A 21,322-nucleotide genomic window follows, 5' to 3' on the forward strand; every position below is an offset into this window, starting at 1 on the left:
TCAGGTGAATGCACGCGCACCTCCTTGACGTGCCCATGGCGTGTCAGTTTCCTGGGAGGTGCGCGGTGTATGGGAGCGCTCCCATCAGTTCCGGGGCCGCGCCACCCTGAGAGGAACAAGGGACATGTTCCGCAGCTTGCGAAGAGCGCTGTGCGCTGCCGCGGCGGCGCTGCTGCTACCGCTGGGGGCCGGTGCGCAGACCGCCCACGCGGCGGAGCCCGGCGCCGGCTACTGGCACACCAGCGGCCGCCAGATCCTGGACGCGGCCGGACAGCCGGTCCGTATGGCCGGGATCAACTGGTTCGGCTTCGAGACCGCCAACCATGTCGTCCACGGCCTGTGGGCCCGCGACTACAAGAGCATGATCGACCAGATGAAGTCGCGGGGCTTCAACACCATCCGGATGCCCTACAGCGACGACATCCTCAAGCCCGGCACCATGCCCGACAGCGTCAACCACGACGGCAAGAACACCGACCTGCGCGGACTGACGTCGCTTCAGGTCCTGGACAGGATCGTGGCGTACGCCGGCCGGTCCGGCCTCAAGATCGTCCTCGACCGGCACCGTCCGGACGCGGCCGGCCAGTCGGCGCTCTGGTACACCTCCTCGGTCCCCGAGTCGACGTGGATCGCCAACCTCAGGTCCCTGGCCGCCCGTTACAAGGGCGACTCCACCGTCATCGGCATCGACCTGCACAACGAGCCCCACGACCCCGCCTGCTGGGGCTGCGGCGACACGGCACGGGACTGGCGTCTGGCCGCCCAGCGCGCGGGCAACGCGGTGCTGTCGGTCAACCCCGAGTTGCTGATCATGGTCGAGGGCGTGCAGTCGCACAACGGCACGAACGGCTGGTGGGGCGGCAACCTGATGGGCGTGGCCCAGCACCCGGTCCAGCTGGACGTCCCGAACCGGCTGGTGTACTCGGCCCACGACTACGCCACGTCGGTCGCCCAGCAGCCGTGGTTCAGCGACCCGTCCTTCCCCGCCAACCTCCCGGGCATCTGGGACAAGTACTGGGGCTACGTCTTCAAGCAGAACATCGCCCCGGTCTGGCTCGGCGAGTTCGGCACGACCCTGCAGTCCGCGGTGGACCAGAAGTGGCTGGCCGAACTGGTGAAGTACCTGCGCTCGACGTCGGCGGACGGAGCGGACTCGTTCCACTGGACCTTCTGGTCCTGGAACCCCAACTCCGGTGACACGGGCGGAATCCTGAAGGACGACTGGCAGACCGTGGACACCGTGAAGGACGGGTACCTGGCGAGCATCAAGGCACCGGGATTCCCGCCCGGCGGGGGCGGGGAAGGCCCCGACCCGGACCCCGGCGGCGGCGCACCTGCATGCAGCGCCGCCTACTCCGTCAGCAGCGACTGGGGCGGGGGCTTCAACGCCGAGGTCAGGGTCAGCAACACCGGATCGACGCCGCTCAAGTCCTGGAAGGTGACCTGGAACTGGAGCGGGTCACAGAAGGTCACGAGCATGTGGAACGCCTCGTACACGCAGACCGCCAACAGCGTGACGGCCGTGAACGCCGCGCACAACGGCGTCGTACCGACGGGAGGTTCGGCCGGCTTCGGCTTCGCGGGCGCGCCCGGGGGCGGGGGTGTACCGAGTGTGAGCTGCACGGCTACGTGAGAAAGGTGCGGAACGAGGGCGCGCGCCGACCTCGTTCCCTGCGGGGCACCCGGCCTGGGCAGGCTGCACCGACGGCACCCAGGCCGGGGCCTCCCCCACACGGGGGAGGCGGATCATGCCGGCGCATGATCCACGCGCGCTGCGGGTCCACAACAGTGAGCCCTGTGGCAATCGCTCCCTTCGCCGTCTCCCGACCGTCCACTGCGCCGACCACGCCTGGGGGCTGTCCATGACCGCTCTGCTCATGTCGTTCCCGGCGTTCGCGGCCGTGCTGGCCTTGTCCGCACTCGTGGAGAGCACGTGGCGATGGTTCACGGGGCTGGGCTTGATCCCGTGGGTGCGCAGACGCACGGGGCGGTCGCTGTCGAGCATCGCCTTCGACGAGTTCACGGCGGTCGTCAACGGAAACAAGACGGTGGAGCTGGAGCAGCGGAGGGTGGAACTGCTGCTGCGGGACGACGAGAGCGACGGCGCTCCGCCCCGCTCCAGGGTCGACCTGACCGAGGGCACGGCGTTCATCGTTCCGCCCGAGGGCGAACGCCGCGCTCATCGAGTCTGACGGGACTGCGGGGCTGATCGTGGTACACCGCCGTACGGCGAAGGGCGCCCGGTGTTCGCCGGGCGCCCTTCGCCGTCGTACCGAGTGCCGGTGATCAGAGCTTCTCGATCACGTAGTCGATGCACTTGGTCAGCGCCTCGACGTCCGCCGGGTCGATCGCCGGGAACATCGCGACGCGGAGCTGGTTGCGGCCGAGCTTGCGGTAGGGCTCGGTGTCGACGATGCCGTTGGCGCGCAGGGCCTTGGCGACGGCGGCGGCGTCGATCTCGTCAGTGAAGTCGATCGTGCCGATGACCTGGGAGCGCTTGGCCGGGTCGGTGACGAACGGGTTGGCGTACTTGATGTCCTCGGCCCAGCCGTACAGCGTGCGGGCGGAGGTGGCCGTGCGGCGGACCGCCCAGTCGAGGCCGCCCTGGCCGTTGATCCACTCCAGCTGCTGGTTGAGCAGGAAGAGGGTGGCGAGGGCCGGGGTGTTGTACGTCTGGTTCTTGCGGGAGTTGTCGATCGCCGTGGGAAGGCTGAAGAACTCCGGGATGTGGCGGCCGGACGCGTGGATGCGCTCGGCGCGCTCGATCGCCGCCGGGGAGAATACGCCGATCCACAGGCCGCCGTCGGAGGCGAAGGACTTCTGCGGGGCGAAGTAGTAGACGTCCGTCTCGGCGACGTCGACCGGCAGGCCGCCCGCGCCGGACGTGGCGTCCACCAGGACCAGGGCGCCCTCGTCGGCACCGGCCACGCGCTTGATCGGCATGGCGACGCCGGTGGAGGTCTCGTTGTGCGTGAAGGCGTAGACGTCGACGCCGGACTCGGCGACCGGCTCGGGGTGGGTGCCGGGGTCGGAGGAGATGACGCCCGGCTCGGCGAGCCACGGGGCGAGCTTGGCGGCCTTGGCGAACTTGGAGCTGAACTCACCGAAGGTGAGGTGCTGCGACCTGTTCTCGATCAGGCCGTGCGTCGCGATGTCCCAGAAGGCCGTCGAGCCGCCGTTGCCGAGGATCACCTCGTAGCCGTCGGGCAGCTGGAACAGCTCGCGGATGCCCTCGCGCACCTGGCCGACCAGGTTCTTGACGGGGGCCTGGCGGTGGGAGGTACCGAGGAGGGAGGCTCCGGTCGCGGCCAGCGCGTCCAGCGCTTCCGTCCGCACCTTGGAGGGGCCCGCGCCGAAACGTCCGTCGGCGGGCTTGATGTCAGCGGGAATCTGGATCTCAGCCACGACAGGGAGGTTAGCCGTTTCGAGAAACTTCGGTGAAACCTCGTCCGTCGGGTGAGACGGCGTCGTCCTGGTCGTGAGCTGATTGAGTGGACGTATGTCGGAACTTGAGGCGGAGCTGCGCAGGGCCGTCCGAGGCGAGGTCGGATTCGATGCCACCTCCCGGGCGCTGACGACCATGGACGCGTCCAACTACCGGCGTGTCCCCCTGGGTGTGGTCGCGCCACATGACGCCGCCGACGTCGCGGCCGTGCTGGAGGTGTGCCGGGAGCACATGGTGCCGGTGGTGGCGCGCGGTGGCGGCACCTCGATCGCGGGGCAGGCCACCGGCACCGGCGTCGTGCTGGACTTCACCCGGCACATGAACCGGATCCTGTCCCTGGACCCGGAGGCCGGCACCGCCGTCGTCCAGCCCGGTGCCGTACTCGACCGCCTCCAGGAGGCCGCCGCCCCGCACGGGCTGCGGTTCGGGCCGGACCCCTCCACCCACAGCCGCTGCACGCTCGGCGGGATGATCGGCAACAACTCGTGCGGCTCGCACTCGGTGGCCTGGGGGACCACCGCGGACAGCGTGCGGGAGCTGGAGGTGATCACCGCGCGGGGGGAGCGGCTGCGGCTGGGGCAGGGGTGGGCCGGTGCGCCGCGGGGGCTGCGAGGGCTCGTCGAGGGGGAGCTGGCCCGACTGCGCACCGGGTTCCCGGAGCTGCCCCGGCGTATCTCCGGGTACGCGCTCGACGCGCTGCTGCCCGAGAAGGGCGCCGACGTCGCGCGTTCCTTCTGCGGCAGCGAGGGCACGCTCGGGATCCTCACCGAGGCGGTCGTCCGGCTGGTGGCGGCACCACGCGCGCGTGCGCTCGCCGTGCTGGCGTACGCCGACGAGAGCGCGGCGGCTCAGGCCGCTGCCGGGCTGCTGCCGTACCGGCCGCTGACCGTGGAGGGCATGGCACAGGACCTCGTGCCGGCGGCGGCCTCGGCCGCGCTGCCGAGGGGCGGGGCCTGGCTGTTCGTGGAGACGGGCGGGGACACGGCGGCCCATGCACGCGCGCGTGCGGAGACGATCGTGCGGGCCGCCGACGTCGTGGACGCGCTAATCGTGACCGACACGGCCGGGCAGCGGGCCCTGTGGCGGATCCGGGAGGACGCCAGCGGTACGGCGACCCGGATGCCCGACGGGAGCGAGGCATGGCCGGGCTGGGAGGACTGCGCGGTGCCGCCCCGGCGGCTCGGGGCCTATCTGCGGGACTTCCGCGGGCTGCTGGCCGCGCACGGGTTGCGCGGGACGCCGTACGGGCACTTCGGGGACGGCTGCATCCACGTCCGTATCGACTTCGACCTGCTGACCGAGGCGGGGATCGGCCGCTTCCGGCGCTTCTCGGAGGAGCTCGCCGAGGTCGTGGTCGCCCACGGGGGATCGCTGTCCGGGGAGCACGGCGACGGGCAGGCGCGTGCCGAGCTGCTGCCGAAGATGTACGGCGACGACATGGTCGCCCTCTTCGAGCGGGCGAAGGGGGTGTGGGACCCGGACGACCTGCTCAATCCGGGGATGCTGGTGCGCCCGGCCCCGCTCGACGCGAACCTCCGCTTCGCCGTCCTGCCCCGCCGGCCGGTGGACGTGGCCTTCGGTTACCCGGCCGACGGCGGCGACTTCTCGGCGGCCGTACGGCGGTGTGTCGGGGTCGCCAAGTGCCGTACCACGTCGGTGCCGGGCCCGTCCGTCATGTGCCCGTCCTTCCGCGTGACCGGCGAGGAGGAGCACTCCACGCGCGGGCGGGCCCGGCTGCTGCACGAGATGCTCGCCGGGGAACTGGTGACCGACGGGTGGCGGTCGGCGCAGGTGCGGGACGCGCTGGATCTGTGCCTGTCGTGCAAGGGGTGCCGTACGGACTGTCCGGTCGGGGTCGACATGGCCACGTACAAGGCGGAGTTCCTGCACCACCACTACGCGGGGCGGCGCCGCCCGGCCGCGCACCACAGCATGGGACGCCTCCCGCAGTGGCTTCGACTGGTGTCCCGTACGCGTACGGCGGCGCTGGTCAACGCCCTGACCGCGGTACGGCCGCTAGCGTGGGCGGCGAAACGGCTCGGCGGGATCGCGCCGGAACGGGAGCTACCGCGGCTGGCGACACGGACGTTCAGCCGGTGGTGGGAGCGGCGGCGGCGCTCGGCCGCGGTCGCCGACGGGAACGAGGGCGGTGAGCTGGTCGTCCTGTGGCCGGACACCTTCACCGAGCACCTCTCGCCGTCCGTGGGAGAGGCGGCCGTACGGGTGCTGGAGGCGGCCGGACTGCGGGTGGCCCTGCCGCCCACGGTGCCGATGGCGAGGCCGCCGGGAGGCGACGGGGTGACGGTGGCGCTGGACCCCGGGGCACTGCTGCGGGGCCGGGGGCGGGTCTGCTGCGGGCTGACGTACGTCTCGACGGGGCAGCTCGACCGTGCGCGGGCGGTGCTGCGGCGCACGCTCGACCTGATGGAGCCGGTGCTGGAGACGCCCGCGCCGGTCGTCGTCCTGGAGCCGAGCTGCGCGGCGGCCCTCCGCACGGACCTGCCGGAACTGCTGCACGACGATCCGCGGGCCCGGCGCCTGGCCGACCGCGTCCTGACCTTCGCACAGACGCTGGAGCGGCTGGCCCCCGACTGGACGCCGCCCTGCGTGGACCGGCCGGCGGCCGGGCAGACGCACTGCCACCAGCACGCGGTGCTGGGCGAGGACGCCGAACGCCGGTTGCGCGAGGCGGCGGGAATCACCGGGGAACTGAGCGGCGGCTGTTGCGGCCTGGCGGGCAACTTCGGATTCGAGAAGGGGCACTACGCGGTGTCGGTGGCGTGCGCTGAGGAGCAGTTGCTGCCGGCGGTGCGAGGGGCCGGGGCGGGTGCCGTGGTGCTGGCGGACGGGTTCTCCTGCCGGACACAGCTTGAGCAGCTGGCCGGGGTACGGGGGAGGCATCTGGCGGAGGTGCTGGCGGAGCGGTTGTAGGCCGATCGTGAGCCCGCGCGCCGCTGGAGGTGAGCCCGTGCCGGGGCGCGCATAGGCTTGCAGACCACCCGCCCCACACGCCCCACATCCGCCCCACACGCCCCCGACAGCCCGGCCCCTCCGCCCACCGCCCTTGGGGCGCGCCCCATGGCCTCCGGCCGCCAGCGCCGGCCGCCGACTCCGGCCTCCGGCCTCGGGCCGCCCACTCCGACCGCCAACGCCGCCGACTCCGACCGCCAGCGCCGCCGACTCCGGCCGCCAGCGCCGCCGACTCCGGCCGTCGACTCCGACCCCGACCGCTGCCCACTGCCTCCGGCCTCTGCCTCCGGCCTCTGCCCTCCGGGTCTTTGCCTGGGTCGGACGCGGCCCGGCCGTGATCCGCGGGTTCGGCCCTTCTGCCGCCGAGGCCGGCCCTGTCCATCGTCCGCGCCCTCGGCGTGCCGACTTCCGTACGCGGTTCCACTCGCCCCCTTCCACCCCCCTCGACCCACCCAGCCACCGACAGGAGCCCGCTCATGTCCCTCCGTCTCCAGACCCTCACCCGCGACGAGCACCTCGCCTTCATCGCTCAGCGCCCCTCCGCCAGTCATACGCAGGTGCCCTCCTGGGGCGAGGTGAAGCCGGACTGGCGGGCGGAGAGCCTCGGGTGGTTCGACGAGGAGGGGCGGCTGGTCGGGGCGGGGTTGGTGTTGTTCCGGCCGCTTCCGAAGCTGAAGAGGTACCTCGCCTACCTTCCCGAGGGCCCGATCGTCGACTGGCATGCCCCCGACCTCGGTGAGCGCTGGCTCCAACCGATGCTCGCCCACCTCAAGCGGCGGGGCGCCTTCTCGGTGAAGATGGGCCCGCCCGTCGTCGTCCGCCGCTGGAGCCCCGAGGCGGTGAAGGCGGCCATCGCCGACCCGGCCGCGCGGCGGCTGCGGGACGCGGAACCGACGGTGTGCGAGACGGCCGCCCTGGACGTCGCCGACCGGCTGCGGCGGGCCGGCTGGCGGCAGGCCGAGCCGGGCGGCGAGGAGGGCTTCGCGGCCGGGCAACCGCGGTTCGTCTGCCAGGTGCCGTTCGCCGGGCGGTCTTTGGACGACATCCACCGCGGCCTCAACCAGCAGTGGCGTCGCAACATCAAGAAGGCCGAGAAGGCCGGCGTGAAGGTCGAGCGGGGCGGTTACGACGACCTGCCCGTCTTCCACGCCCTGTACACCGAGACCGCCGAGCGCGACCGTTTCCTCCCGCGCCCCCTGCCGTACTTCCAGCGCATGTGGACCGCCCTCACCACTGAACACCCCGACCGTATGCGGCTGTACCTCGCCCACCACGACGGCGAGGTCCTGGCCGCGGCCACCATGCTGGCGGTCGGCGACCACGTCTGGTACTCCTACGGCGCCTCCACCAGCCGCAGGCGGGAGGTCCAGCCGAACAACGCCCTGCAATGGCGCATGATGACCGACGCCCACGCACTCGGCGCGTCCGTCTACGACTTCCGGGGCATCACCGACACCCTGGAGGAGTCCGACCACCTGCTGGGCCTGCTGCGGTTCAAGGTGGGCGCCGGAGGCGAGGCCGTCGAGTACCTGGGGGAGTGGGACTTCCCGCTCAACCGGTTGCTGCACAAGGCGCTTGGTCTTTACCTGGCCCGGAGGTAGTCCCGGCGTCAGAGGTCCACATGCCGGGACAGTGGCTTAATGGGTTCACACTCCTGTCGAAGTCTATTACTGTGGACTCGGCAGTACAGCATGATGAACACCTGAAGCCGAGCCCTTGGACCGCCCGTGAGCACCCCTGACGCCGCCGCCGTGCCCTCGTCGTCCGCCGCCCGGGCAGTCGCCCCCGGGGTGACGGGCGGTGCCCCGCGCGGTCGCTGGAACTCCCTCGGTCCGGTGGGCCTCGTGCTGGCCGGCGGTGTCTCGGTGCAGTTCGGAGGCGCCCTGGCGGTGAGTCTGATGCCGAGGGCCGGGGCGCTCGGCGTAGTGGCGCTGCGGTTGCTGGTGGCGGCGGTCGTCCTGCTGCTGGTCTGCCGCCCCCGGCTGCGCGGCCACTCCCGCACCGACTGGGGAACAGTGATCGTCTTCGGTATCACGATGGCCGCGATGAACGGCTTGTTCTACCAGTCGGTCGCCCGTATCCCGCTCGGCCCCGCGGTCACCCTGGAGGTCCTCGGCCCGCTCGCCCTGTCGGTCCTCAGCTCCCGACGCGCGATCAACCTGGTCTGGGCCGGACTCGCCCTGGCCGGTGTCTTCCTCCTCGGCGGGGGCTTCGGCAGCCTCGACCCCCTGGGTGTCGTCTTCGCCCTGGCGGCCGGCGCCATGTGGGCGGCCTACATCGTGTTCAGCGCCCGCACGGGCCGACGCTTTCCCCAGGCCGACGGGCTGGCCCTCGCGATGGCCGTGGGAGCCGTGCTGTTCCTGCCCCTGGGAATCGCCGAATCAGGCATGAGGCTCGTCGACCCGGTCACCCTGGGGCTGGGCGCGGCCGTGGCGATCCTCTCCTCCGTTCTGCCCTACACCCTCGAACTCCTCGCCCTGCGCCGCCTCCCCGCGGCCACCTTCGCCATCCTGATGAGCCTGGAGCCGGCCATCGCGGCGACAGCCGGCTTCCTCATCCTCGACCAGGCCCTCTCCGCCGTGCAGGCCCTGGCGGTCGCCCTGGTCATCGCGGCGAGCATGGGCGCGGTGCGCACACAGGTGGGGCGGCGGAAGGCGAGGACCGCGAGGCCCGGCAAGAGCTGAGGGTCGGACCCCGCCGACGAGGTGCGTGCGACGCCCGGTCGAAGGGGTGACGGGGCCCCCGCTCACTCGGGGCGCCCGGGTGCTGCGGGGCGGACTGTCGGGGACGGGCTGTGCCGGGCCCGCCCAAGCGCACCCCCTGCGGCCGCGTGGCCGTCCCCCCCCGCCCCCACGGCCCGCCCCCGTCGCCGGGCGCCGCCCGGACCCGCCACTGCCGAAGCGGCCACCGCGAGCGCGGCCTCTGCCCCGGCGACCCCGAACGCGTCCCCCATGTCCCGGCGACCCCGATACCCCGGCGCGCGCCCGTCCCCGATGCCCAGGCGACCCCGAACGCGTCCCCGATACCCCGGCGTGGGCCCGAGCCGAAGGGCGGCGAAGCCTCCAGAAGGGTGGCGTGGCGCCAGCAGCCGTACGGGACGGAAATTAATGCAAGCATGCTTGCTTGTTTTCATTCGCGCTGCCATGCTCCTCACCACGCCGCACCACCCCACCGCACCACCCCGCACACCGCCGTGCCCGAGGGGAGCGCACCGTGTCCGATCCGACGCCCGTGTTCGACGACCTGCGCGAGGAGAGCGAGGAACTCGAACGGCTCGTGGCCGGCTTGACCTCCGAGCAGTGGACGCTCGCCACCCCGGCGCCCGGCTGGAGCGTCGCCCACCAGATCGCGCACCTGGCCTGGACGGACCATTCGGCACTGCTGGCGGCGACCGACGTGGAGGCGTTCCACGCGCTGGTGGAGAAGGCGCTGGTGGCGCCGGGCTCCTTCGTCGACGAGGGGGCGCGGGAAGGGGCCGCGCTGCCGTCCGCCGAACTGCTGGCCCGGTGGCGGGAAGGGCGGGCCGCGCTGGACACGGCGTTGCGGCAGACGCCCCCCGGCGCGAAGATCCCCTGGTACGGCCCACCCATGTCCGCAGCCTCCATGGCCACCGCTCGACTCATGGAGACCTGGGCCCACGGTCTGGACGTCGCCGACGCGCTGGGTGTGGTGCGCACACCCACCGACCGGCTGAGGCATGTGGTGTGGATCGGCGTGCGGACCCGCGACTTCGCCTTCACCGTGCACGGGCTCCCGGTGCCGCCCGACGCGTTCCGTGTCGAACTCGTCTCGCCCTCGGGGGAGTTGTGGGTGTACGGGCCCGAGGACGCCCCGCAGCGCGTCACCGGGCCGGCGCTCGACTTCTGCCTGCTGGTCACCCAGCGCGCCCACCGCTTGGACCTCGCCCTGCGCGCCGAGGGCCCCGACGCCGACCGCTGGTTCGACATCGCCCAGGTCTTCGCGGGCCCGCCCGGCGCGGGCCGCGCTCCGAAGGGGGCCGCGCGGTGACGACCGCTCCCCGTCCGCTGCGGATAGGCAACGCCTCCGGTTTCTACGGCGACCGGTTCGACGCCATGCGCGAGATGCTCACCGACGGTGAACTGGACGTCCTCACCGGCGACTACCTGGCCGAGCTGACCATGCTGATCCTGGGCCGGGACCGGCTGAAGGACCCCCGCGCGGGGTACGCCCGTACCTTCCTGCGGCAGCTGGAGGAGTGCCTCGGGCTCGCCCGGGAGCGGGGCGTCAGGATCGTCGCCAACGCGGGCGGCCTCAACCCCGCCGGACTGGCGCAGGCCGTACGGGACTTGGCCGGCCGCCTCGGCGTGCCCGCCCGGGTCGCCCACGTCGAGGGCGACGACCTCACCGCCGCGCACCCGGGCAGCCTCGCCGCCCACGCCTACCTCGGCGGTTTCGGGATCGCCGCCTGCCTGCGCGAGGGCGCCGACGTCGTGGTCACCGGACGGGTGACGGATGCGGCCCTGGTCACCGGGCCCGCCGCCGCGCACTTCGGATGGGGTCCGCAGGAGTACGACCGGCTCGCGGGCGCCGTCGTCGCCGGGCATGTGCTGGAGTGCGGGGCCCAGGCGACCGGCGGGAACTACGCCTTCTTCCACGAGAACGGCCGCGACCTCGGGCGCCCCGGCTTCCCTCTCGCCGAGCTCCACGAGGACGGCACCTGCGTCATCACCAAGCACCCCGGCACCGGCGGCTTCGTCGACGTCGGCACGGTCACGGCCCAGCTGCTGTACGAGACGGCGGGCGCCCGGTACGCCGGCCCCGACGTCACCGCCCGCCTCGACACCGTACGGCTCACCCCGGACGGCCCCGACCGGGTCCGCGTCCAGGGCGTACGGGGAGAGGCACCGCCCCCGGCCCTCAAGGTCGGCGTCAACCGGCTCGGCGGCTTCCGCAACGAGGTCACCTTCGTGCTCACCGGCCTCGACATCGAGGCCAAGGCCGCCCTGGTGCGCCGGCAGATGACGGACGCGCTCGCCAAGTCGCCGCCCGCCGAGGTCCGCTGGGACCTCGTACGCACCGACCGGCCCGACGCTCCCAGCGAGGAGACGGCGAGCGCGCTGCTGCGGCTCGTGGTGCGCGACACGGACCAGGAGGCCGTCGGCCGGACCCTGAGCGGAGCCGCCGTGGAGCTGGCGCTGGCCAGCTACCCGGGCTTCCATGTACTCGCGCCACCCGGAAAGGGCGCGCCCTATGGGGTCTTCGAGGATGTGTACGTCCCCCATGGTGCCGTCGACCATGTGGCCGTCCTCCATGACGGACGCCGAATCCCCGTGCCGCCGGCCCACGACACCGCCGTACTCGACGACGTCCCGCAGCCATCGTTGCCGAGGCCGCTGCCCCACGGGCCTACCAGGCGCGCCCCCCTCGGCCTCGTCGCCGGTGCCCGCAGCGGCGACAAGGGCGGCAACGCCAATGTCGGGGTCTGGGCCCGCACGGACGACGCCTGGCGGTGGCTCGCGCACCAGCTCACGGCCGCCGTGTTCCGGCGGCTGATCCCGGAGAGCCGGGAGCTGAAGGTGACCCGGCACCTCCTGCCGAACCTGCGCGCCCTCAACTTCGTCGTCGAGGGCGTCCTCGGCGAGGGCGTCGCCGCCCAGCACCGCTTCGACCCGCAGGCCAAGGCCCTCGGCGAATGGCTGCGCAGCCGCCACCTCGACATCCCGGAGACCCTGCTGTGACCGTCCTCGCCTCCGCCCTGGACACCACGAGCTCCGCATACACGGCCCACCGCGAGGCCATGCTCGCCAAGCTCGCCGACCTTGACGCCGAGCACGCCAAGGCCCTCGCGGGCGGCGGCGAGAAGTACGTCGGACGGCATCGCGGGCGCGGCAAACTCCTCGCCCGTGAGCGCATCGAGCTGCTCCTCGACCCCGACACACCCTTCCTGGAGCTGTCCCCGCTGGCCGCCTGGGGCAGCGACTACACGGTCGGCGCGTCCCTCGTCACCGGCATCGGGGTCGTCGAGGGCGTCGAATGCCTCGTCACCGCCAACGACCCCACCGTGCGCGGCGGGGCGAGCAATCCGTGGTCGCTGAAGAAGGCCCTGCGGGCCAACGACATCGCGCTCGCCAACCGGCTGCCCGTCGTCAACCTCGTCGAGTCGGGCGGCGCCGACCTGCCCTCCCAGAAGGAGATCTTCATCCCCGGGGGTGCCGTGTTCCGGGACCTGACCCGGCTGTCGGCGGCCGGGATCCCCACCGTCGCGGTCGTCTTCGGCAACTCGACGGCAGGCGGCGCGTACGTCCCCGGCATGTCCGACCACGTGATCATGGTCAGGGAACGCGCCAAGGTGTTCCTCGGGGGCCCGCCCCTGGTGAAGATGGCCACCGGCGAGGAGAGCGACGACGAGTCGCTGGGCGGCGCCGAGATGCACGCGCGCGTGTCGGGCCTCGCCGACTACTTCGCCGTCGACGAGCAGGACGCGCTCCGCCAGGCACGACGGGTGGTCGCCCGCCTCAACCACCGCAAGGCGTACGCGGATCCGGCCCCCGCCGAGCCGCCCAGGTACGACGCCGAGGAACTCCTCGGGATCGTCCCCGGCGACCTCAAGACCCCCTTCGACCCGCGCGAGGTGATCGCCCGGATCGTCGACGCCTCCGACTTCGACGAGTTCAAGCCGATGTACGGCACGAGCCTGACCACGGGCTGGGCGGCCCTGCACGGCTATCCGGTCGGCGTGCTGGCCAACGCCCAAGGGGTCCTGTTCAGCGAGGAGTCCCAGAAGGCCGCCCAGTTCATCCAGCTCGCCAACCAGCGCGACATCCCGCTGCTGTTCCTGCACAACACCACCGGCTACATGGTGGGCAGCCGGTACGAGCAGGGCGGCATCATCAAGCACGGCGCGATGATGATCAACGCGGTCAGCAACAGCCGCGTACCCCATCTCTCGGTCCTCATGGGCGCCTCCTACGGCGCCGGGCACTACGGTATGTGCGGCCGCGCCTACGACCCTCGTTTCCTGTTCGCCTGGCCCAGCGCCAAGTCGGCCGTCATGGGGCCCCAGCAGCTCGCCGGGGTGCTGTCGATCGTCGCCCGCCAGTCGGCGGCCGCCAAGGGACAGCCCTACGACGACGAGGCGGACGCCGCGCTGCGCGCCATGGTCGAGCAGCAGATCGAGTCCGAGTCGCTGCCCATGTTCCTGTCCGGGCGGCTGTACGACGACGGCGTCATCGACCCGCGCGACACCCGTACCGTCCTCGGCCTGTGCCTGTCCGCCGTCCACACCGCGCCCTACGAGGGCGCGCGCGGCGGCTTCGGCGTCTTCCGGATGTGAGGCAAATGATCGGAACTCTGCTCGTCGCCAACCGGGGCGAGATCACCTGCCGCATCTTCCGTACCTGCCGTGAGATGGGTGTCCGGACGGTCGCCGTGTACTCGGACGCCGACGCGAACGCCCTCCACGCGCGCGTGGCCGACGCGGCCGTACGGCTGCCGGGAACGGCACCGTCCGACACGTACCTGGACGCCGGTCTGATCGTGAAGGCGGCCCTGACGGCCGGCGCCGACGCCGTGCACCCCGGATACGGCTTCCTGTCCGAGAACGCCGGCTTCGCCCGCGCCGTCCTCGACGCGGGGCTCGTGTGGGTCGGTCCGCCCCCGGAGGCGATCGAGGCCATGGCCTCCAAGACGCGGGCCAAGCAGCTGATGGGGCTGGCGCCCCTGGGCGAGGTCACCGAGGCCGACCTCCCCGTCCTCGTCAAGGCGGCCGCGGGCGGCGGAGGGCGCGGGATGCGGGTCGTGCGCCGCCTGGAGGACCTCGACGCCGCCCTGGAGAGCGCCCGCTCCGAGGCCGCGAGCGCCTTCGGCGACGGCGAGGTCTTCGTCGAGCCGTACGTCGAGAACGGCCGCCATGTCGAGGTGCAGATCCTCGCCGACACCCACGGCACGGTCTGGGCCCTCGGCACCCGGGACTGCTCCTTGCAGCGCCGCCACCAGAAGGTGATCGAGGAGGCCCCGGCACCCGGGCTCGACGAGGCGCTCACGGACGAACTGCACGCCCTGGCCGTACGCGCCGCCCGTGCCGTCGACTACGTGGGAGCCGGCACCGTCGAGTTCCTGGTGGCCGAAGGCAGGGCCCACTTCCTGGAGATGAACACCCGCCTCCAGGTCGAACACCCGGTGACGGAAGCGGTCTTCGGTATCGACCTGGTCGCCGAACAGCTGCGCGTCGCCGAAGGCCACGCCCTCGCCGACACCCCGCCACGCGCGCGTGGCCATGCCGTGGAAGCCCGCCTCTACGCCGAGGACCCGGCCCACGACTGGGCCCCGCAGACCGGCACCCTGCACCGCTTCGCCGTACCCGAGGGCGTCCGCCTGGACACCGGCTTCAGCGACGGCGACGACATCGGCGTCCACTACGACCCGATGCTCGCCAAGCTCGTCTCCCACGCCCCCACGCGCGCGGCGGCCGTCCGCAAGCTCGCGGGCGCCCTGGAACGGGCCACGCTCCACGGCCCGGTCACCAACCGGGACCTGCTCGTCCGCTCCCTGCGCCACGAGGAGTTCACGTCCGCCCGGATGGACACCGGCTTCTACGACCGCCACCTCGCCGCCCTGACCCGGCCCGCCCACGACCCGTACGCCCACCCGTCTCCCGCCACCGCCCCCGACGGAGTCGCTGCGCGACCGCCTCTGGTCGCCCTTGCCGCCGCCCTCGCCGACGCCCACGGCCGCTCCCGCTTCGGCGGCTGGCGCAACGTGCCGTCCCAGCCGCAGGTCAAGCGCTACGTGCTGGCGGGCGAGGAGGTCGACGTCCGCTACCGCCACGGTCGCACGGGCCTGGAGGCGGAGGGGGTGCGGGTCGTCCATGCCGATGCCGCGCTGGTCGTCCTCGAAGCGGCCGGCGTGCGGAGGAACTTCGAGGTGGCGAGGTACGGCGACCGGATCCACGTGAACACCACCGTGCTGACCGCCCTGCCCCGCTTCCCCGACCCGACGGCTCAGCTCGCGCCGGGTTCGCTGCTCGCGCCGATGCCGGGGACGGTCGTACGCGTCGCCGAGGGGCTGACCGTAGGGGCGCCCGTGCAGGCCGGTGAACCCCTGCTGTGGCTGGAGGCGATGAAGATGGAACACAAGGTCACAGCGCCGGTCACAGGGACGCTGAGCGCCCTTCACGCCACGCCTGGTCAACAGGTGACAGCCGGCTCGCTGCTGGCGGTGGTGCAGTCGGCCTGAGAGGCGCGGGGCTGTATCGATATGCGGCCACCGCCGCGTGAGCGCGAGCAACACACACCACCCGCACCCGGGAAGGAACGCCATGCACCCCACCCTCGAAGCCGAAGAGCACAAGGCCCTACGGTCGGCGGTAGCCGCCCTGGGCAAGCGCCACGGCCGCACCTACGACCGGGAGCAGCTCTGGTCCGAGGCGGCCGAGCTCGGCTACCTCGGCGTCAACCTGCCGGAGGCGTACGGCGGCGGAGGCGGTGGAATCTCCGAACTCTCCATCGTCCTCGAAGAACTCGGCGCCGCCGGCTGCCCCCTGCTCATGATGGTCGTGTCCCCCGCGATCTGCGGCACGGTGATCGCCCGCTTCGGCACGGACGAGCAGAAGCAGCACTGGCTCCCCGGCCTCGCCGACGGCACCCGCACCATGGCCTTCGGCATCACCGAACCCGACGCCGGCTCCAACAGCCACCGCATCACCACCACCGCCCGCCGCGACCCGGACTCCGGAGACTGGCTGCTCACCGGGCGCAAGGTCTTCATCTCCGGCGTCGACATAGCCGACGCCACCCTGATAGTCGGCCGCACCGAAGACGCCCGCACCGGCCGTCTCAAGCCCTGCCTCTTCATCGTCCCGAGGGACACCGAAGGTTTCCGGCGCAGCCGGATCGACATGGAACTCGACGCCGCCGAGAAGCAGTTCGAGCTGACCCTGGACGACGTACGGCTCCCGGCGCACGCACTCGTCGGCGACGAGGACGCCGGGCTGCTCCAGCTCTTCGCCGGACTCAACCCCGAACGCATCATGACGGCCGCCTTCGCGATCGGCATGGGACGGTACGCCCTCGTACGTGCCGTCGAGTACGCACGCGAGCGCACCGTGTGGAACGCCCCCATCGGCGCCCACCAGGCCATCGCGCACCCCCTGGCCCAGGCTCACATCGACCTCGAACTGGCCCGCCTGATGATGCAGAAGGCGGCGTCCTTGTACGACGCCGGGGACGACGTCGGAGCGGGCGAGGCCGCCAACATCGCCAAGTACGCGGCCGGGGAGGCCTGCGTGAAGGCGGTCGACCAGGCGGTGCACACCCTCGGCGGCAACGGCCTCACGCGCGAGTTCGGGCTCGCCTCGCTCATAACGGCCGCGCGCGTGTCTCGTATCGCCCCGGTGAGCCGGGAGATGATTCTCAACTACGTCTCCCACCAGACCCTGGGCCTGCCCAAGTCGTACTGACCGGCACGGTGTCGTGCCCGGTCGCGAGGAGGAACGATGTTCCGCAGCGAGTACGCAGACGTCCCGGCCGTAGAACTCCCCATCCACGAGGCCGTACTGGGCCGGGCCGCGCAGTTCGGTGACGCGCCCGCGCTCATCGACGGCACGGACGGCACCACCCTCACCCACGAGCAGCTCGACCGCTTCCACAGGCGCATCGCCGCCGCGCTCGCCGAGGCCGGTCTGCGCAAGGGTGACGTCCTCGCCCTGCACAGCCCCAACACGGTCGCCTACCCCACCGCGTTCTACGCCGCCACCCGCGCCGGGGCCTGCGTGACCACCGTGCACCCGCTCGCCACGCCCGAGGAGTTCGCCAAGCAGCTGAAGGACTCGGCGGCCCGCTGGATCGTCACCGTCTCCCCGCTGCTGCAGTCGGCGCGCCGGGCCGCCGAACTCGCGGGCGGTGTCGAGGAGATCTTCGTCTGCGACAGTGCGCCGGGCCACCGGTCGCTCATCGACATGCTGGCCTCGACGGCACCGGAACCACAGGTGGACATCGACCCCGTGGCGGACGTCGCGGCGCTGCCGTACTCCTCGGGCACCACCGGTGTCCCCAAGGGCGTGATGCTCACCCACCGTCAGATCGCCACCAACCTGGCCCAGCTGGAGTCCGCCATGCCGGCCGGACCCGGCGACCGCATCCTCGCCGTGCTGCCCTTCTTCCACATATACGGGCTCACCGCCCTGATGAACGCACCCCTGAGGGTGGGCGCCACGGTCGTCGTCCTGCCCCGCTTCGACCTGGAGACCTTCCTCGCGGCCATCCAGAACCACCGCATCACCGGCCTGTACGTGGCCCCGCCCATCGTCCTGGCCCTCGCCAAGCACCCGCTGGTCGCGCAGTACGACCTGTCGTCCCTGAAGTACGTCGTCAGCGCCGCCGCACCCCTGGACGCGGGGCTCGCGGCCGCCTGCTCCCAGCGCCTCGGCCTGCCACCGGTCGGACAGGCGTACGGCATGACGGAGCTGTCCCCCGGCACCCACGTCGTCCCGCTGGACGCCATGCGCGAAGCACCCGCGGGAACCGTCGGCAGGCTCATCGCCGGCACCGAGATGCGGATCGTCTCCCTGGACGACCCCGGCAAGGATCTCGGCGTCGGCGAGTCCGGTGAGATCCTCATCCGCGGCCCGCAGGTCATGAAGGGCTACCTCGGCCGACCCGACGCCACCGCCGCGATGATCGACGCCGACGGCTGGCTGCACACCGGCGACGTGGGGTACGTGGACGCGGACGGCTGGCTGTTCGTCGTGGACCGGGTGAAGGAGCTCATCAAGTACAAGGGCTTCCAGGTGGCCCCGGCCGAACTGGAGGCCCTCCTGCTCACCCACCCCGACATCGCGGACGCGGCGGTGGTCGGCACCTACGACGACGACGGCAACGAGGTCCCGCACGCCCACGTGGTGCGCCGGCCCACCGCGACCGGCCTGTCCGAAGGCGAGGTCAGGATGTATGTCGCCGAGCGCGTCGCCCCTTACAAGCGGGTCCGCCAGGTCACCTTCATCGACGCGGTCCCGCGGGCCGCGTCCGGCAAGATACTGCGCCGCGAACTGCGGGCGCTCAAGGAGAGCCCATGACGCTGATCGGCCGTACCCGCGCGCGTGCGGTGGAGACCCTCACCCTGGACTCCCCGCGCAACCGCAACGCTCTGTCGGCGGCCCTGGTGGACGAACTCGCCGGGGCGCTGGCGGACTGTGCCGAGGACGCCGAGGTACGCGCGATCGTCCTCACCCACACCGGCAGCACGTTCTGCGCGGGTGCCGACCTGCGCGACCCGCCGCCTGCGGAGGCGCTGGTGGCCCTGCTGCGGCAGATCGTGGCACTGCCCAAACCGGTCGTGGCCCGGGTCACCGGCCACGTACGCGCGGGCGGCCTCGGCCTGCTGGCCGCCTGCGACATATCGGCGGCGTCCGCCGAGGCCACCTTCGCCTTCACGGAGGTCCGCATCGGGGTCGCCCCCGCGGTGATCTCGCTGCCCCTGCTGCCCCGTACGGACGCCCGCGCCCTGGCCCGCTACTACCTCACCGGCGAACGCCTCGACGCGCGGGAAGCGGCCCGCATCGGCCTGCTGACCGCGGCGGGCGACGACGTCGACGCGACGCTCGCTCCCGTCCTGGACGGCCTGCGCCGGGCCGCGCCCCGGGCCCTGGCCGAGACGAAGGCGCTGCTCACGGCTAAGGTGCTGGAAACCTTCGACCGGGACGCGGCCGACCTGAGCGCGCTCTCGGCCCGGTTGTTCTCCTCAGCGCAGGCCCGCGAGGGGATGACGGCCTTCCTCGAAAGACGGGATCCGGAATGGGTGGTGTGAACACGGTCGGCGACCGCGCGGAGCGTACGGACCGCGTGCCCAAGCAGGACCGCAGCCGGGCCACCCGGCAACGGCTCCTGGAAGCCGCCGTGGCCTGCCTCGCCGAGCACGGCTGGGCGGGCTCCACGGTGTCCGTCGTCGCCGAACGCGCCGGTGTCTCCCGCGGCGCGGCGCAGCACCACTTCCCGACCCGCGAGGACCTCTTCACGGCGGCGGTCGAGTACGTGGCCGAGGAGCGCTCGACGGCCCTGCGCGCCCTGTTCCCCGAGGGCGTGGCCGAAGACCGCCGGGCGGTGGTGTCGGCGCTGGTCGACCTCTACACCGGCCCGCTGTTCCGCGCAGCCCTGCACCTGTGGGTGGCCGCCTCGAACGAGGAGCAGCTGGGGCCGAGGGTCACCGAGCTGGAGGCCCGCGTGGGCCGCGAGACCCACCGCATCGCCGTCGACCTCCTCGGCGCGGACGAGTCCCGGCCCGGCGTACGGGAGACGGTCCAGGGCCTGCTGGACATGGCCCGCGGCCTCGGCCTGGCCAACCTCCTCACCGACGACACGGCCCGCCGTGAGCGGGTGGTGACGCAGTGGGCGGTGCTGCTGGAGGAGGCGCTGGGCTGAGCCCGGTGTCGACGCGAGCGCGCAGGAAGGCACCGCGCCTCGCGGAGCGTGTCGTGGCCCGGCTGGTCGCGGAGGGCATCGTGCGCGCCGAGCTCCTGGACGGTCACCGCACGGTCTGCATGGGCGGCAAGCTCTGAAGCTCCGACCCGCGCACGGCCGACGGTCAGTCGTCCTCTTCGCCGTCGTCGTCCCGCCAGGTCTCGCGCTGCCGCTCCTGCTCCCGCAGCCGTTCGCGGTCCCGCTCCCCGGACCGCTGGTCGTCCTGCGGGGTGCTCGTCGCGGCGGCCGGGACCGGGGGCGTCGTCGGGGGCGGACCGGACGGCCGTGCGGAGGCGGAGGCGCTCGGACCGGGCGGGGCCTCGGACTTCGTGCCCTGTGACCCGGAGGTGTCGGGGGTGAACCACAGCATGCCGAGGATCATCGCGCTCACGAAGAGCAGCGCTCCGGCGGCCGTGACGAGGGTGCGCCGGGCCACGGGTACGGACCGGCCGCGGGATCGGGACCGGGCCCGGCCGGTGGCGGTCGCGCCCCGGCCGGACGGCAGCATGTAGGTGGTCGGGTTGCTGGTCTCCCCGACCTGCCGCGACCCGGGCGCGGACGCCATGGCGGCCGTTCTCCGCGGGGCCGTCGCGTTCGCGTCCGGCAGCGGCTCGGGACGGCCCCGCCAGGCGCCGCCGGCGAACCAGTCGGCCGCCTGCTGGGCGCCGGGCCTGTGCTCGGGCTCCTTGGCGAGCAGGCCGAGCAGGTAGTTCTCGAAGGCGGGCGGCAAGCCGGGCACGCCCAGCTCGCGGGGCGGCACGGGTACGGCGTCCAGGTGCTGGTGCAGGATGGCGACCGCGCTGTCGGCCTGGAACGGCGGGCGGCCCGTCAGCAGCTGGTAGAGGACGCAGCCCAGGGCGTACACGTCGGAGGCCGGGCCCGCCTGCTTGCCCAGCGCACGCTCGGGGGCCAGATACAGGCTGGTGCCGACGATCTGTCCGGTCGCGGTCAGCGCGGCACCGGGATCGTCCAGGAAGCGGGCGATCCCGAAGTCACCGATCTTGAGGGTGCCGTCCGCGTCCAGCAGCAGGTTCCCGGGCTTGATGTCCCGGTGGACGATCCCCTCCCGGTGCGCGGCGGCCAGTCCCGCGGCGGCCTGCGCGGCGACACGGGCCACGCGCTCCGCGGGCAGTGCCCCCGACTGCGCCAGCACCCGGGCGAGGCTGTCGCCGTCGACCAGCTCCATCACCAGAAACAGCCGGTTGTCGAACTCACCGAAGTCCCGGACGCCGACCACGTTCGGATGGTCGATGCGCGCCGCGGTCTGCGCCTCCATCCGGAACCGGGACGTGGCGGTGGGGTCGGAGTCCTGGGGCAGCAGGAGCTTGACGGCCACCTGCCGCGCGAGCGTCTCGTCGTACGCCCGCCAGACCTCCCCCATCCCACCGCGCCCGATCGACTCGTGCAGCCGGTAGCGACCCGCTATCAGCACCTGTTCTCATCCTCATGCCGTGGGACGTGACGATCGCCGCAGGCCGTAACTCGCCCCGTGGGC

The 21,322-nt window shown here is 72.6% G+C and carries 16 protein-coding genes; 14 read left to right on the forward strand and 2 right to left on the reverse strand.

The window, feature by feature from the left end; genetic code table 11:
• Nucleotides 1-124: 124 nt before the first annotated feature.
• Nucleotides 125-1,633 carry a cellulase family glycosylhydrolase gene (locus ACWCPI_RS14060; RefSeq protein ID WP_451038350.1) on the forward strand — a complete coding sequence of 503 codons (1,509 nt, stop codon included), beginning with the start codon at nucleotides 125-127 and terminating at the stop codon, nucleotides 1,631-1,633.
• A 229-nt stretch (nucleotides 1,634-1,862) separates the two neighbouring features.
• Nucleotides 1,863-2,192, forward strand: coding sequence for a DUF6191 domain-containing protein (locus ACWCPI_RS14065; RefSeq protein WP_451038351.1), 330 nt, complete (start codon nucleotides 1,863-1,865; stop codon nucleotides 2,190-2,192).
• Nucleotides 2,193-2,286: 94 nt separating this feature from the next.
• Here the strand turns inward: ACWCPI_RS14065 and serC are convergent, their stop codons facing one another.
• A complete protein-coding gene (serC, locus tag ACWCPI_RS14070; RefSeq protein ID WP_451038352.1) occupies nucleotides 2,287-3,405 on the reverse strand; it encodes a phosphoserine transaminase in 1,119 nt (372 codons plus the stop codon).
• A gap of 94 nt (nucleotides 3,406-3,499) precedes the next feature.
• On the opposite strand from serC, the gene ACWCPI_RS14075 reads away from it, so the two are divergent.
• The 12 genes from ACWCPI_RS14075 (at nucleotide 3,500) to ACWCPI_RS14130 (ending at nucleotide 19,925) form a co-directional block, all read left to right on the forward strand.
• The gene (locus ACWCPI_RS14075; RefSeq protein ID WP_451038353.1) at nucleotides 3,500-6,376 is read left to right on the forward strand and encodes an FAD-binding and (Fe-S)-binding domain-containing protein; all 2,877 of its coding nucleotides are present in this window, start codon (nucleotides 3,500-3,502) and stop codon (nucleotides 6,374-6,376) included.
• A 515-nt stretch (nucleotides 6,377-6,891) separates the two neighbouring features.
• Nucleotides 6,892-8,016, forward strand: a complete 1,125-nt coding sequence (locus tag ACWCPI_RS14080) for a lipid II:glycine glycyltransferase FemX (RefSeq protein ID WP_451038354.1) — start codon at nucleotides 6,892-6,894, stop codon at nucleotides 8,014-8,016.
• 126 nt (nucleotides 8,017-8,142) lie between these two features.
• Nucleotides 8,143-9,099 carry an EamA family transporter gene (locus ACWCPI_RS14085; RefSeq protein WP_451038355.1) on the forward strand — a complete coding sequence of 319 codons (957 nt, stop codon included), beginning with the start codon at nucleotides 8,143-8,145 and terminating at the stop codon, nucleotides 9,097-9,099.
• Between the two features lie 529 nt (nucleotides 9,100-9,628).
• Nucleotides 9,629-10,423 (forward strand): TIGR03084 family metal-binding protein, encoded by a 795-nt coding sequence (locus ACWCPI_RS14090; RefSeq protein WP_451038356.1) that lies wholly within the window; start codon nucleotides 9,629-9,631, stop codon nucleotides 10,421-10,423.
• A gap of 65 nt (nucleotides 10,424-10,488) precedes the next feature.
• Nucleotides 10,489-12,114, forward strand: coding sequence for an acyclic terpene utilization AtuA family protein (locus ACWCPI_RS14095; protein WP_451038526.1), 1,626 nt, complete (start codon nucleotides 10,489-10,491; stop codon nucleotides 12,112-12,114).
• Nucleotides 12,111-13,709, forward strand: coding sequence for an acyl-CoA carboxylase subunit beta (locus tag ACWCPI_RS14100; RefSeq protein WP_451038357.1), 1,599 nt, complete (start codon nucleotides 12,111-12,113; stop codon nucleotides 13,707-13,709). Before ACWCPI_RS14095 ends, ACWCPI_RS14100 begins: the two co-directional genes overlap by 4 nt.
• Nucleotides 13,710-13,714: 5 nt before the next feature.
• Nucleotides 13,715-15,610, forward strand: coding sequence for an ATP-binding protein (locus tag ACWCPI_RS14105; RefSeq protein ID WP_451038358.1), 1,896 nt, complete (start codon nucleotides 13,715-13,717; stop codon nucleotides 15,608-15,610).
• Between the two features lie 82 nt (nucleotides 15,611-15,692).
• Entirely contained in the window at nucleotides 15,693-16,832 is a 1,140-nt protein-coding gene (locus tag ACWCPI_RS14110) for an acyl-CoA dehydrogenase family protein (protein WP_451038359.1), read from the forward strand.
• A 36-nt stretch (nucleotides 16,833-16,868) separates the two neighbouring features.
• The gene (locus ACWCPI_RS14115) at nucleotides 16,869-18,446 is read left to right on the forward strand and encodes a 4-coumarate--CoA ligase family protein (protein WP_451038360.1); all 1,578 of its coding nucleotides are present in this window, start codon (nucleotides 16,869-16,871) and stop codon (nucleotides 18,444-18,446) included.
• Nucleotides 18,443-19,177, forward strand: a complete 735-nt coding sequence (locus ACWCPI_RS14120; RefSeq protein ID WP_451038361.1) for an enoyl-CoA hydratase family protein — start codon at nucleotides 18,443-18,445, stop codon at nucleotides 19,175-19,177. Before ACWCPI_RS14115 ends, ACWCPI_RS14120 begins: the two co-directional genes overlap by 4 nt.
• A complete protein-coding gene (locus ACWCPI_RS14125; RefSeq protein ID WP_451038362.1) occupies nucleotides 19,165-19,788 on the forward strand; it encodes a TetR/AcrR family transcriptional regulator in 624 nt (207 codons plus the stop codon). The genes ACWCPI_RS14120 and ACWCPI_RS14125 overlap by 13 nt, the downstream gene beginning before the upstream one ends.
• Before the next feature lie 5 nt (nucleotides 19,789-19,793).
• The gene (locus ACWCPI_RS14130; RefSeq protein ID WP_451038363.1) at nucleotides 19,794-19,925 is read left to right on the forward strand and encodes a hypothetical protein; all 132 of its coding nucleotides are present in this window, start codon (nucleotides 19,794-19,796) and stop codon (nucleotides 19,923-19,925) included.
• A 26-nt stretch (nucleotides 19,926-19,951) separates the two neighbouring features.
• Here the strand turns inward: ACWCPI_RS14130 and ACWCPI_RS14135 are convergent, their stop codons facing one another.
• Entirely contained in the window at nucleotides 19,952-21,259 is a 1,308-nt protein-coding gene (locus ACWCPI_RS14135; protein WP_451038364.1) for a protein kinase domain-containing protein, read from the reverse strand.
• Nucleotides 21,260-21,322 lie beyond the last annotated feature (63 nt).

Source organism: Streptomyces sp. NPDC001920 (genome assembly GCF_053594495.1).

Coding starts and splice junctions, on each gene's coding strand:
- ACWCPI_RS14060 (WP_451038350.1), top strand. CDS start 125: ATGTTCCGCAGCTTGCGAAGAGCGCTGTGCGCTGCCGCGGCGGCGCTG.
- ACWCPI_RS14065 (WP_451038351.1), top strand. CDS start 1,863: ATGACCGCTCTGCTCATGTCGTTCCCGGCGTTCGCGGCCGTGCTGGCC.
- ACWCPI_RS14075 (WP_451038353.1), top strand. CDS start 3,500: ATGTCGGAACTTGAGGCGGAGCTGCGCAGGGCCGTCCGAGGCGAGGTC.
- ACWCPI_RS14080 (WP_451038354.1), top strand. CDS start 6,892: ATGTCCCTCCGTCTCCAGACCCTCACCCGCGACGAGCACCTCGCCTTC.
- ACWCPI_RS14095 (WP_451038526.1), top strand. CDS start 10,489: ATGCGCGAGATGCTCACCGACGGTGAACTGGACGTCCTCACCGGCGAC.
- ACWCPI_RS14105 (WP_451038358.1), top strand. CDS start 13,715: ATGATCGGAACTCTGCTCGTCGCCAACCGGGGCGAGATCACCTGCCGC.
- ACWCPI_RS14110 (WP_451038359.1), top strand. CDS start 15,693: ATGCACCCCACCCTCGAAGCCGAAGAGCACAAGGCCCTACGGTCGGCG.
- ACWCPI_RS14115 (WP_451038360.1), top strand. CDS start 16,869: ATGTTCCGCAGCGAGTACGCAGACGTCCCGGCCGTAGAACTCCCCATC.
- ACWCPI_RS14120 (WP_451038361.1), top strand. CDS start 18,443: ATGACGCTGATCGGCCGTACCCGCGCGCGTGCGGTGGAGACCCTCACC.
- ACWCPI_RS14125 (WP_451038362.1), top strand. CDS start 19,165: ATGGGTGGTGTGAACACGGTCGGCGACCGCGCGGAGCGTACGGACCGC.